The following is a 12,560-nucleotide window of genomic DNA, read 5'->3' on the forward strand; positions in this document are numbered from 1 at the left end:
AAATGGCAGACTTGAAACGGACCCAGCCGCTGGCGCGCGATGCCATGGCCTATGTACTGGCCGGCGGCCGTGGCAGCCGCCTCAAGGAACTGACCGACCGTCGCGCCAAGCCGGCGGTCTATTTCGGCGGCAAGACGCGCATCATCGACTTCGCGCTCTCCAATGCGCTCAACTCCGGCATTCGCCGCCTCGGCGTCGCCACCCAGTACAAGGCGCATTCGCTGATCCGCCACCTGCAGCGCGGCTGGAACTTCCTGCGGCCGGAACGAAACGAAAGCTTCGACATCCTGCCGGCCAGCCAGCGCGTCTCGGAAACGCAGTGGTATGAAGGTACGGCTGACGCCGTCTACCAGAACATCGACATCATCGAGGCCTACGGCCCCGAATACATGGTCATCCTGGCTGGCGACCACATCTACAAGATGGACTACGAGATGATGCTGCGTCAGCATGTCGACGCCAATGCCGACGTCACCGTTGGCTGTCTCGAAGTGCCGCGCATGGAGGCGACGGGCTTTGGCGTCATGCATGTCGATGCCAAGGACAACATCATCGCCTTCGTCGAAAAGCCGGCCGATCCGCCCGGCATTCCGGGCAATCCGGACTTCGCCCTGGCCTCGATGGGCATCTACGTCTTCAGGACCAAGTTCCTGATGGAGCAGTTGCGCCGCGACGCCGCCGAGCCGGGCTCAAGCCGCGATTTCGGCAAGGACATCATCCCCTATATCGTCGAGCACGGTAAGGCGATCGCGCACCGTTTCACCAAATCTTGCGTGCGTTCGACCGCCGAGAACGAAGCCTATTGGCGCGATGTCGGAACGGTCGACGCCTATTGGGAAGCCAATATCGACCTGACCGACGTGACGCCGGAGCTAGACCTTTACGACCGTGACTGGCCGATCTGGACCTACGCCGAGTTGAAGCCACCGGCAAAATTCGTCCATGACGAGGATGGCCGGCGCGGCTCGGCCGTTTCCTCGCTGGTCTCGGGCGATTGCATCGTCTCCGGCGCGACGCTGAAGAAGAGCCTGATCTTCACCGGCGCGCGCATCAATTCCTATTCGAAGCTGGAAGAGGTGGTCATGCTGCCCGACGTTCATGTCGGCCGGAACGCAAAGTTGAAGCGCGTCGTCATTGACCATGGTGTTAGGATACCGGAGGGGTTGGTCGTCGGCGAGGATCCCGTGCTCGACGCCAAGCGCTTCCGCGTTTCGGAGAAGGGCATCTGCCTGGTCACGCAGGACATGATCAACAAACTCGGGCTCTAGAGCAATTCCGCGAAAAGTGCGAAACGGGTTTCCGTGCGGGAATTGCCTGGAAACAAAGAATTGGACAGGATCGGGATAGACGCATGCAGGTTCTGTCGGTCACGCCCGAGATCTTCCCGCTGATCAAGACCGGCGGGCTTGCCGACGTGACCGGTGCGCTGCCCGTCGCGCTGGCGGCCAAGGGTGTGACCATGCGCACGCTCATTCCAGGCTTTCCCGCGGTGATGGAGGGCTTCAAGAAACGCAAGGCCGTCTACCAATATCCGCTGTTGCAAGGCGGCAAGGCCTCTATCCATGCCGTCGAGCTTGCCGGGCTCGACCTTTTCGTGCTCGACGCGCCGCATCTGTTCGACCGTCCCGGCGGTCCCTACGGCAATGCTTCGGGCGCCGACTGGCCGGACAATTGGCGGCGTTTCGCGGCCCTGAGCCAGGCCGGCGCCGATATCGCCGGCGGCGCCATCTCGGGCTACCTGCCCGACATCGTCCATGCCCATGACTGGCAGTCGGCGATGACGCTGGCCTATATGCGCTACGGCAAGGCGGTCGGCACGCCGTCGATGATGACCGTCCACAATCTCGCCTTCCAGGGACAGTTCGGCGCCGGCATCTTCGGCGAACTCGGCCTGCCGGCAGTGGCGATGGCGCTTGACGGCGTCGAATATTATGGTGGCGTCGGCTTCCTCAAGGCTGGCCTGCAGGCGGCCTGGGCGATCACCACGGTGAGCCCGACCTATGCGCAGGAGATCCGTTCGCCGGAATTCGGCATGGGACTCGACGGCCTGATCAACATGCGCTCCAGCGATCTCTATGGCATCGTCAATGGCATCGACACCGCCATCTGGGATCCGGAGACGGACAAGCATCTGGTGTCGAACTATACGGCCGCAACGCTCAGGGCACGGGCGCCGAACAGGGCGGCCGTGGAGGAGCGTTTCGGCCTCGACCGCGACGACAGCCCGATCGTCTGCGTCATCAGCCGGCTGACCTGGCAGAAGGGCATGGACATATTGGCGACGGTGATCGATGGCATCGTCGCGACTGGGGCGCGGCTGGCCATACTGGGCTCCGGTGACGCGGGCCTCGAAGGCGCGCTGCTTGCCGCCGCCGCACGCCACCGTGGCCGCATTGGCGTGGTCATCGGCTATGACGAAGGGCTGTCACACACCATGCAGGGCGGCTGCGACGCCATCATCATCCCGTCCCGCTTCGAACCCTGTGGACTGACGCAGCTCTACGGCCTGCGCTACGGCTGCGTGCCGGTGGTCGCCCGCACCGGCGGCCTTGCCGACACCATCATCGACGCCAACGAAGCGGCTATGGCGGCCAGCGTGGCGACAGGGTTCCAATTCGCTCCCAACAATGGCGGCGCGATGCTGCACGCCATACGCCGCCTGGTCGATGCCTACGCCGATCCCGCGGCCTTCGAGACCATCCAGCGCCAAGGCATGAAGGCCGATGTGTCATGGGACAAGAGCGCGGAAAAATATCTTGAACTCTATCGCCTGCTGCTTTCGAAAAGGGTTGCCTGAAGCATGATACGGACCGTCCCCACCAAGCCCTATTCAGACCAGAAGCCCGGCACGTCGGGCCTGCGCAAGAAGGTGCCCGTGTTCCAGCAGGAGCACTATGCCGAGAACTTCATCCAGTCGATCTTCGACGCGCTTGACGGCTTCAAGGGCAAGACGCTGGTGATCGGCGGCGACGGCCGCTTCTACAACCGCGAGGTCATCCAGAAGGCAATCGCCATGGCGGCCGCCAACGGCTTCGGCAAGGTGATGGTCGGGCAGGGCGGCATATTGTCGACACCGGCCGCCTCGCATGTCATCCGCAAATACAAGACCTTCGGCGGCATCATCCTGTCGGCCAGCCACAATCCCGGCGGCCCGCATGAGGATTTCGGCATCAAGTACAATGCCGGCAATGGCGGCCCGGCGCCGGAAAAGCTGACCGATGCGATCTTTGCCAAGACCAAGGCGATTGCGAGCTTCAAGATATCGGACATCGATCCGATCGACATCGATACGATCGGCACCGTCACGGCCGCCGGCATGACGGTCGAGATCATCGATCCGGTCGCCGATTATGCCGAGCTGATGGAAAGCCTGTTCGATTTCGACGCGCTGCGCAGACTGTTCAAATCGGGCTTCCGCATGCGCTTCGACGCCATGCATGCGGTGACAGGTCCCTATGGCAAGGAAATCCTCGAGAACCGGCTTGGCGCGCCCAGCGGCACCTGCCGCAACTTCAAGCCGCTGCCGGATTTCGGCGGCCATCATCCGGATCCGAACCTGGTGCACGCCAAGCATCTCTATGACGAGATGATGGGGCCGGACGCGCCGGATTTTGGTGCCGCTTCCGACGGTGACGGCGACCGAAATCTGATCATCGGCAAGGGCATTTTCGTCACCCCGTCGGATTCGGTGGCGATGCTTGCCGCCAATGCTCGTCTGGCGCCCGGCTACAAGGACGGGCTGAAGGGCATCGCCCGCTCGATGCCGACCAGTGGCGCCGCCGACCGTGTCGCCGAAAAACTCGGCATCGCTATCTACGAGACGCCGACCGGCTGGAAGTTCTTCGGCAATCTGCTCGATGCCGGCATGGCGACGATCTGCGGCGAGGAGAGCGCCGGCACCGGCTCCAACCATGTGCGCGAAAAAGACGGCCTGTGGGCGGTGCTGCTCTGGCTCAATATCCTCGCCGCGCGGGGCGAAAGCTGCAAGCAGGTCGTCACCGAGCACTGGGCGGCCTATGGGCGCAACTACTATTCCCGCCACGACTATGAGGAGGTCGAGAGCGACCGCGCCAACGCTCTGGTCGATGAACTGCGTGGCAAGCTCGGCTCGCTGCCCGGCACCAGCGTGCGCGGCCTGAAGATCGCCAAGGCCGACGATTTCGCCTATCACGACCCGGTCGACGGTTCGACCAGCGAGCATCAGGGTATCAGAATCCTGTTCGAAGGTGGCTCGCGCGTCGTCTTCCGGCTTTCCGGCACCGGCACGTCCGGCGCGACTTTGCGCGTCTACATCGAGCGCTACGAGCCGGACAAGGCCAGGCACGATCTCGACACGCAGGCAGCCCTTGCCGACCTCATCGCGGCCGCCGACGACATTGCCGGGATCAAGAGCCACACCGGCCGCAACAAGCCGAGCGTGATTACTTGAGGGTGGAGGCGGAGGCTCCCCCTTCTCCCCTTGTGGAAGAAGGTGGCCGAGCGAAGCTCGGACGGATGTGGGGTGCTCCAGCTTGGCGCAAACCGACGCCCAGAACACCGGCGCCTTATTCCTTCCAACACCCCTCATCCGTCTCGGCGCTGCGTGCCGATCCACCTTCTCCCACAAGGGGAGAAGGTGAGGCGCTCCCATGACCCAACTCGGCGCCACTGTCACCCGCGAGGGCATCCGCTTCGCAGCCTGGTCCTCGTCGGCGCGCCGCCTCTGGGTGTCGATCTTCGACGGGCAGGGAAACCGCGAACTCGACCGGTTGGAGTTGCAGCCGGAAGGCGAGGGGGTGCATGCGCTCTTCGTTCCCGGCCTTGCCGCGGGCACGCGGTATGGCTTCCGCGCCGACGGCGACTATGCCCCCGAGCGCGGGTTGTGGTTCGACCCCGACAAGCTGCTTACCGATCCCTACGCCGTCGAAATCGACCGGCCATACGCCTATCACTGGCGGCTCGCCGCGCGGCGCAACGAGGGCGCAGACACCGCGCCGCTGATGCCCAAGACCCTGGCGAGAGCCTTGCCCGAAGCGGTGCCTGTGTTGCCGCCGCTGTTTCGACCGGGCGGCCTGATCTACGAGGTGCCTGTGCGCGCGTTCACCAAGCTGCATCCCGACATTCCGCCAGCGCGGCGCGGTACGATCGCGGCACTTGCTCATCCTGTCGTCATCGAGCATCTGCAAAGGCTCGGCGTGTCGGCCGTCGAACTGATGCCGGTGACGGCGTCGATCGACGAGCGGCACCTGCCGCCGCTGGGCCTGAGCAATGCCTGGGGCTACAATCCCGTCACCTTCATGGCGCTCGACCCGCGTCTTGCGCCCGGCGGCCTCGGGGAATTGCGCGACACCGTGGCGGCGCTGCGCAAGGCCGGCATCGGCGCCATCCTCGACCTCGTCTTCAACCACACGGGCGAAAGCGACCGGCTGGGGCCGACGCTGTCGCTGCGCGGCCTCGACAACCAGGCCTACTATCGGCACCAGCCGGATGGCAGGCTGGTCAATGACACCGGCACAGGCAACACCGTCGCCTGCGATCATCCGGCGGTGCGGGACATGGTGCTCGACACCCTCCGGCATTTTGTCTGCAATGCCGGCGTCGACGGCTTCCGCTTCGATCTGGCGCCGGTGCTGGGCCGCGTCGACGGCGTGTTCGATCCCGCGGCGCCCTTGCTCGCGGCGATCGCCGGCGATCCCGTCCTTGCCGATCGCGTGTTGGTCGCCGAGCCCTGGGATATCGGCCCTGACGGCTACCAGCTCGGCAACTTCCCGCCGCGCTTCCTCCAATGGAACGACCGCTATCGCGACGACGCCAGGCGCTTCTGGCGAGGCGATGCCGGCGCGGTAGGAGCGCTGGCGACGCGGCTTGCCGGTTCGTCCGATGTTTTTGGCAAGGCCGGCCAGCCGGCCAGCCGCACGATCAATTTCATCGCCGCCCATGACGGCATGACGCTGGCCGACATCGTCGCCTATGAGCGCAAGCACAACGCGGCCAATGGCGAGCAGAACCGCGACGGCCACAACGACAATTTGTCCTGGAACAATGGCGCCGAGGGCGAGACGGACAGTACGGCGATCACCAGGGCGCGCTTCGACGACCAGTGCGCGCTGCTCGCCACGCTGTTTGCCTCGCGCGGCACCATCATGCTGACGGCGGGCGACGAGTTCGGCCGCTCCCAGAAGGGCAACAACAACGCCTATGCGCAGGACAATGCCATCACCTGGCTCGACTGGGCCGGCCGCGACCAGGCGCTGGAGCGCTACGCATCGGCGCTCGGCATGCTTCGCCGTACCGTCCCCGCTTTGTCGGATACCGATTTCCTGACAGGACAACCGGCCGATGCGACAGGCATCCCCGACGTCGCCTGGTTGACCGAGACCGGTATGCCGCTTGCCGAGACGGACTGGAACGACCCCGCGCGACACCGCCTCGTCATGCTATTGGGTGATGCAGGCGGCGACCGCCTTGCCGTCATGATCAATGGCGATCGTCGCCAATGCGTCTTCACCTTGCCCGTGCGGGAAGGCTTCCGATGGCAGCCGGCGATCGAGACGCAGGCGATCGACCTTGTGCGGCCGCTGCCGGCCCGCAGCGTCCATTTCATGGCAGAGCATCGGACCGAAAAGTGGCAGCCGGGCTTCGGGCAATCCGATGCGAAAAAAACCAGTTCGCGCTGGACCGCCAAGGGTCGCGCCAGGAAGGGTTCGTGATGGCCAACAACAATGCCGACCCTTGGGCGGGGCAGGGGGCCGAATGGTGGCGCGGCTGCGTTATCTACCAGGTCTATCCGCGCTCCTTCCAGGACACGACCGGCGACGGCAGCGGCGATCTCAGGGGTATCACCGCGCGACTTGCCCACATCGCCTCGCTCGGCGTCGATGCCGTCTGGCTATCGCCCTTCTTCAAGTCGCCGATGGCCGACATGGGCTATGACGTGTCGGACTATCGCGACGTCGATCCGATGTTCGGTTCGCTGGAGGATTTCGACGCTCTGGTCGCCGAGGCGCACCGGCTGGGCCTGAAGGTCGTCATCGACCAGGTCTTGTCGCACTCATCCGACAAACACGAATGGTTCATCGAGAGCCGCGCCAGCCGCGACAATCCCAAGGCCGACTGGTACGTCTGGGCCGATACGAAACCCGACGGCAATGCGCCCAACAACTGGCTGTCCGTCTTCGGCGGCCCGGCCTGGGAGTGGGATTCGACCCGCCGGCAATATTACATGCACAATTTCCTTGCCTCGCAGCCCGATCTGAATTTCCACAATCCGGAGGTCCAGGACGCGCTGCTGGACACGGTGCGCTTCTGGCTGGAGCGCGGCGTCGACGGCTTCCGGCTCGACACCGTCAACTATTATTTCCACGACCGCTGGCTGCGCAGCAATCCGCCCCTGGCGTCGAGCGTCGCCGGCACCAATGGCGAGACCAACACCTACCTTTACCAGGAGCATTTGTTCGACAAAACGCAGCCGGAGAATCGGGCTTTCCTCAGGCGTTTCCGGGCGCTGCTCGACGAATATCCAGACCGCGCCGCCGTCGGCGAAATCGGCGATGAGGGCCGCTCGCTGCAGACGCTGGCCGCCTACACCTCCGGCGGCGACAAGCTGCAGATGTGCTACACCTTCGACCTGCTCGGTCCGCAATTCTCGGCGGCGCATGTGCGCGGCTGCGTCGAGGCCTTCGAACATGCGGTTGCCGACGGCTGGGTCTGCTGGGCGTTTTCCAACCATGACGTGGTGCGCCATGTCAGCCGCTGGACAGCGCCGGATGGCGATGCCGACGCGGTGGCCAGATTCTCGATCATGCTGCTCGCCTGCCTGCGCGGTTCGATCTGCCTCTATCAGGGTGAGGAACTCGGCCTGGAGGAGGCGGAGCTTGCCTATGAGGATCTGCGCGATCCCGTCGGGATCCGTTTCTGGCCCGGTGTGAAGGGCAGGGATGGCTGCCGCACGCCGATGGTTTGGGAAGCCGGCGCCGACAATGCGGGTTTCTCGACGGGCAAACCCTGGCTGCCGGTCCCCGCCAGCCATCGCGCCCGCGCCGCCGATGTGCAGAACGGCAGCGACCAATCGGTGTTGTCCGCCTACCGTTCGACGCTCGCCTTGCGCAGGCGCCATCCGGCGCTGGTCAGCGGTTCGATCCGCTTTCTCGACGCCGAAGGCGACGTGCTGGCCTTCATCCGCGAAGGCGGCGGGCAGAGACTGCTCTGCGTCTTCAATTTCGCTGGAGAGCCGGCGAATTGGCCCTTGCCGCCGGATATTGGCGCTGTCGCTGCTGTCCTGGCTGGCAACGCTGCCGGCGAGGAAGAAGCGCTTTCGCTGCCGGCTGTCGGTTGCTTCCTTGGCCGGCTCGACTGACTGGCCGTTCGACCGCGCCTTGGCCAGGCGACCCGCTTGGCCACGAAAACCTTACTGAACGAGCACCGCCCGACCGCAGGTCGCTCCGGTGACGCGTATGTCGGCCTGGCCGACGCCGACACCCAGCGCGGACAGCACATTGTAGAGCAAGTCGTCGACGGGCGCCGTTACGGTGTTGAGCAGGGTCACCACTGCCGGTTTGACCGTTCCGAGCAGGGAGCTGAGATCGATACCGAGACCAAGCACATTGGCCGAAAGCGACAAGTTGTTGACCAGCGACGTGGTGAGCGACTGCGAGATGTTGCGCGTCGAAACGGTTTTGACCGTCTTGTTGGCGATGTCGGTTGCGTTGAAGGTCAAGGTCTGTGGGCTGTTGTTGGTGATCGCGGTCGCTGCCGACCCCATCACCTGGATCAGCGGGATGTTGATCAGCAGCAGATGGAGGCTCACATCCGCGATGTCGGCGTCGGAGAAGGTCTGTGGCTGGCTGAAATCGGCGAAGCCGGAGGGATTGTTGCTGTTGGCCAGGTTAAGCTGGGCAACGCCCGGGTGCGCGGCGATCGAAACGCTGATGCTGGAAGGCCCTGTCGGACAGCTGATGTCGGTCAGCTTGGCTTCGGCATAGGCGACTTCGACATTGAGCGGCAGGTTGACGGCGAGCAGGCTGATGCCGCCGCCGAGCCCCGGCGTGCCGACACCGACGGAGGCCGTCAGTTTGATGCGCGTCTGGGCGGTGCGCACGACAGTGCCGATGCCGTCGACCGCGAGCCAGGGCGAGGATTGCGGCGGCTGCCCGATGGCGATGTTGAGCTTGGTCGAGAGCAATCCCGGAATGGTGGCGCCGAGATCGACCGCGGCCTGGTTGGTGCCGTTGGCGAGCACGGCGGCGGCGGTCAGCATTCCCATGGCGCTTGCATCGACGCCGAAGCCGGACGGCTGTTGCCCGAGGCCCAGGCTGCCGACGGAGCCGAGATCGACAAGGCTGCTGAGCGGGATCTTGACCGTGCTGGTCGACTTGGAGGCGATGGTCTGCAGGGCGACCTTGGCCGTGTTGCCGAGGCCGGGGACGTTGGCGATGGCGGTGGCGATCTGGCCGACAGTCGCTTTCGAGGCCAGTACGTCCGAATAGGTACCGGCCGTGATGTTCAATTGTATGGCGAGCGCACTGATGAAGGACAAGACGCTGACATCGGCCGAGATCAGCCCGTTATAGTCCATGACACTGAGCGAAATGTTGCCGCCGAGGAGCCCGCTCAGCAAAGCATTGAGGATGCCGCCATTGACGCCGAGCAGTCTCGACCCCACCGAGAATGCCGCCTGCGGCGTCATGCTGGCCGTGGCTTGGGTGCCGATGACCGGAGTGGGGATGAGCGAACTTGCAAAATAGCGGGTGGGGACTTTCGCCAGCGTGACACGTACCGCATTGTAGGGTGTCACGCCCGCCTGGAAGCGTTGGGTGACGTTGGTGGTCGTCGAGGCATATCGGCCCTGCGTGACCGTCACCACGGTCTTGCCGAGGGCCGGGGCAATGGTCTGGCCCGAGGCTTGAACGACGACACCCGGCATGCCGTTGTCGGTGAGCGTGGTGACGACCGCCGTGTTGACATTGTTGAAGTTCGAGGCTGCGGTGATCGCCGCCAGATCGACCATCGCCTGGGCCTGCCGGCGCTCGGAGTAGATGGAGGCTTCATCGATGGCCACCGCGGCCAGCGCCAGGGCGACCGGCGCGCTCAGCGCGGTCATGACGGCGAAATTCGCCTTCCTGTCCTCCATCATAGACCGTGCAAGCCGGCCGATGCCCTTGCCCGCACGCTGCAGCATTCAGATACCCCCAACCCTGATCGTTGACTGACGCTTGATGGTGGTCCCTGGCATGGCTATGCCCGGGAAGAGATTCCAGATCGGCAGGTTGTGCGCATCGTACGAGACCGACACCACGAACTGGCTGCCGTCGGCCATGCTGTCATTGGCCTGGTAGGTCAGTTTGCTGGCGTCCACGAAGGGGTAACCACCGGCATTGTTGGCGAGGAAGGCGGCAACGAGCGTCTGCCGCTCGGTCTGATTCAACCCGGCTATAGCCGTCCGGGCGGCATCCGCCGCGATCTGCTGGATCGAGTTGGCAGCACCAAAATAGATACCGTACGCAACCATTCCGAGCAGAAGAAGGATAAAAATCGGCGACAGCAGGGCGAACTCGACCGCCGACGTTCCCGAATTGTCTGTTCGGAACGCACGTCTTCGGAGCCTGGAAATGAGGTTCTGTACCATGATACCAGCTTGCCAAAGTTCGCATGCAGAAAGCGAAAACTCTGGGTGCAACCTGGGGATGCGCGCGATTGAAAATGCCGTTCTAATTTAGCTGTTGCTTCTTCGTTTTTGAGGATTGACTTAGGGTCAATCAGTACTCGGTTGAAAAGAGCTTACCTCCTGTCTAGTCTCCTGCCACCAGCTGCCGGGGGGAACCGGCGGCACGCTCAAAGGAACCAGGCATCGGTTCCGGGGCGTCAACACTCAAAGGCGCGCCGCGGGCAGCGCCGACAGGGAGAACTTCATGCTGAAAAACATGCTGAAGGCGACGGTATTCGCCACCACCATGGCGGTAGCCGCCGGCGCATTCTACTCGCCGGCGTTCGCCGAGAGCGTCTATAACAGGGGCACCGCCGCCGAATCGGAGTCGGTCGACCCGCACAAGACCTCGACGGTGTATGAAGCCAACGTGCTGCGCGACCTGTTCCAGGGACTGGTCATGCAGGACGAGAAGGCAAACCTCATTCCGGGCGCCGCCGAAAGCTGGACGGTGTCGGATGACGGCACCGTCTACACCTTCAAGCTGCGCAAGGACGGCATGTGGTCGGACGGCAGCCCGGTGACGGCTGACGACTTTGTCTACGCCTTCCACCGGCTGGAAGATCCGGCGACCGGGGCCGAATACGCCTCGATGCTGTATCCGGTGAAGGGCGCCGAGGACGTCAACACCAAGAAAGGCAAGCCCGAGGACATGGGCGTCAAGGCCATCGACGCCAACACCCTGGAAGTGACCCTGAAGGCGCCGACGCCCTACTTCCTGGAGATGCTGACCCACCAGGCGACCTATCCGGTCAGCAAGGCTTCGATTGAGAAACTCGGCGCCGACTGGATCAAGCCCGGCAAGCTCGTCTCGAACGGCGCCTACACGCTGGCCGAATGGGTTCCCAACGACCACATGAAGCTGGTCAAAAATCCGAAATTCTGGGACGCCGCGACCGTCAAGTTCGACGTGGTCAACTATATCCCGACCGAAGACCGCTCATCGGCGATGAAGCGCTTCGAGGCAGGCGAACTCGACAGCTATGACGATCTGCCGACCGAACAGCTTGCCGACCTCAAGACCAAGTTCGGCGACCAGATCCATGTCGGCCCCTATCTCGGCACCTATTATTACGCCATCAAGACCGACAAGGCGCCGTGGAACAACCCTGAACTGCGCAACGCCATCTCGATGGCGATCGACCGCGACTTCATCGCCGAAAAGGTCTGGCAGAACTCGATGCTGCCCGGCTATTCGATGGTGCCTCCCGGCATCGAGGGCTACACGCCCGCAATGGCCAAATATGCCGAGATGCCGCAGATAGACCGCGAGGACGCGGCCAAGAAAATCCTCGAGAAACTCGGCTACACGCCCGAACATCCGCTGAAGATGGAAATCCGCTACAACACCTCGGAAAATCACAAGAACACCGCGGTCGCCATCCAGGAGCAGCTGAAGCCGCTTGGCGTCGACGTCACGCTGCTCAACACCGACACCAAGACGCACTACTCCTTCCTCGAGCAGAAGGGCGACTATGACGTGGCGCGTGCCGCCTGGATCGCCGACTACAAGGATCCGGAAACCTTCCTTGGCATCTCGCGCAAGGCGAGCGGCAACAACTACTCGAACTACAACAGCCCGGCCTATGAAGCAGCGATGGACAAGGCAGCCGCCGCCGGAGGCAAGCCCGAGGAGCGCATGAAGGAGCTCTCCGAGGCCGAACGCATTCTCGTCGACGATGTCGGCCAGATCCCGCTGCTCTACTACAGCTACCACGACATCGTGTCCTCGAAGCTGCATGGCTTCGTCGACAATGTGATGGATGTCCATCCGTCGCGTTTCGTCAGCAAGGACTGATCCCTGGCCAAGCCGCCGCGCACTTCGTGCGCGGCGGTGCTGGTTTGCCATCGCATCGGCCGGGACGCGCAATCGATTTTC

Annotated in this window: 8 protein-coding genes; 6 read left to right on the top strand and 2 right to left on the bottom strand. The window is 63.7% G+C overall.

Features of this window, described 5'->3' with window-relative positions:
- The first annotated feature begins 2 nt into the window (after nt 1-2).
- The 5 genes from glgC (at nt 3) to FJV80_RS02195 (ending at nt 8,335) form a co-directional block, all read left to right on the top strand.
- Nucleotides 3-1,268 (top strand): glucose-1-phosphate adenylyltransferase, encoded by a 1,266-nt coding sequence (gene glgC / locus FJV80_RS02175; RefSeq protein ID WP_142875439.1) that lies wholly within the window; start codon nt 3-5, stop codon nt 1,266-1,268.
- Nucleotides 1,269-1,351: 83 nt separating this feature from the next.
- Nucleotides 1,352-2,797: a glycogen synthase GlgA gene (gene glgA, locus FJV80_RS02180; RefSeq protein WP_142875440.1), complete on the top strand. Its 1,446-nt coding sequence runs from the start codon at nt 1,352-1,354 to the stop codon at nt 2,795-2,797.
- A 3-nt stretch (nt 2,798-2,800) separates the two neighbouring features.
- On the top strand, nt 2,801-4,429 hold the full coding sequence (locus tag FJV80_RS02185; RefSeq protein ID WP_142875441.1) for an alpha-D-glucose phosphate-specific phosphoglucomutase: 1,629 nt from the start codon (nt 2,801-2,803) through the stop codon (nt 4,427-4,429).
- Between the two features lie 199 nt (nt 4,430-4,628).
- On the top strand, nt 4,629-6,689 hold the full coding sequence (gene glgX, locus FJV80_RS02190) for a glycogen debranching protein GlgX (RefSeq protein ID WP_142875442.1): 2,061 nt from the start codon (nt 4,629-4,631) through the stop codon (nt 6,687-6,689).
- Complete coding sequence (locus tag FJV80_RS02195; protein WP_142875443.1) at nt 6,689-8,335, top strand: alpha-glucosidase family protein; 1,647 nt, start codon at nt 6,689-6,691, stop codon at nt 8,333-8,335. Before glgX ends, FJV80_RS02195 begins: the two co-directional genes overlap by 1 nt.
- Before the next feature lie 51 nt (nt 8,336-8,386).
- On the opposite strand, the gene FJV80_RS02200 is transcribed toward FJV80_RS02195, so the two are convergent.
- Nucleotides 8,387-10,156, bottom strand: a complete 1,770-nt coding sequence (locus tag FJV80_RS02200; protein ID WP_142875444.1) for a TadG family pilus assembly protein — start codon at nt 10,154-10,156, stop codon at nt 8,387-8,389.
- The gene (locus FJV80_RS02205) at nt 10,157-10,603 is read right to left on the bottom strand and encodes a TadE/TadG family type IV pilus assembly protein (RefSeq protein WP_142875445.1); all 447 of its coding nucleotides are present in this window, start codon (nt 10,601-10,603) and stop codon (nt 10,157-10,159) included. It lies immediately after the preceding gene.
- A 283-nt stretch (nt 10,604-10,886) separates the two neighbouring features.
- On the opposite strand from FJV80_RS02205, the gene FJV80_RS02210 reads away from it, so the two are divergent.
- Nucleotides 10,887-12,479 carry a peptide ABC transporter substrate-binding protein gene (locus FJV80_RS02210; RefSeq protein WP_095770815.1) on the top strand — a complete coding sequence of 531 codons (1,593 nt, stop codon included), beginning with the start codon at nt 10,887-10,889 and terminating at the stop codon, nt 12,477-12,479.
- The last annotated feature ends 81 nt before the right edge of the window (nt 12,480-12,560 follow it).

This window comes from Mesorhizobium sp. WSM4310 (assembly GCF_007003935.1).
GTDB lineage: Bacteria > Pseudomonadota > Alphaproteobacteria > Rhizobiales > Rhizobiaceae > Mesorhizobium.

Excerpts from the sequence above, each read along its gene's own strand:
- glgA (WP_142875440.1), top strand. The coding sequence starts at position 1,352 with ATGCAGGTTCTGTCGGTCACGCCCGAGATCTTCCCGCTGATCAAGACC.
- FJV80_RS02210 (WP_095770815.1), top strand. The coding sequence starts at position 10,887 with ATGCTGAAAAACATGCTGAAGGCGACGGTATTCGCCACCACCATGGCG.
- FJV80_RS02195 (WP_142875443.1), top strand. The coding sequence starts at position 6,689 with ATGGCCAACAACAATGCCGACCCTTGGGCGGGGCAGGGGGCCGAATGG.
- FJV80_RS02185 (WP_142875441.1), top strand. The coding sequence starts at position 2,801 with ATGATACGGACCGTCCCCACCAAGCCCTATTCAGACCAGAAGCCCGGC.
- FJV80_RS02205 (WP_142875445.1), bottom strand. The coding sequence starts at position 10,603 with ATGGTACAGAACCTCATTTCCAGGCTCCGAAGACGTGCGTTCCGAACA.
- glgX (WP_142875442.1), top strand. The coding sequence starts at position 4,629 with ATGACCCAACTCGGCGCCACTGTCACCCGCGAGGGCATCCGCTTCGCA.
- glgC (WP_142875439.1), top strand. The coding sequence starts at position 3 with ATGGCAGACTTGAAACGGACCCAGCCGCTGGCGCGCGATGCCATGGCC.
- FJV80_RS02200 (WP_142875444.1), bottom strand. The coding sequence starts at position 10,156 with ATGCTGCAGCGTGCGGGCAAGGGCATCGGCCGGCTTGCACGGTCTATG.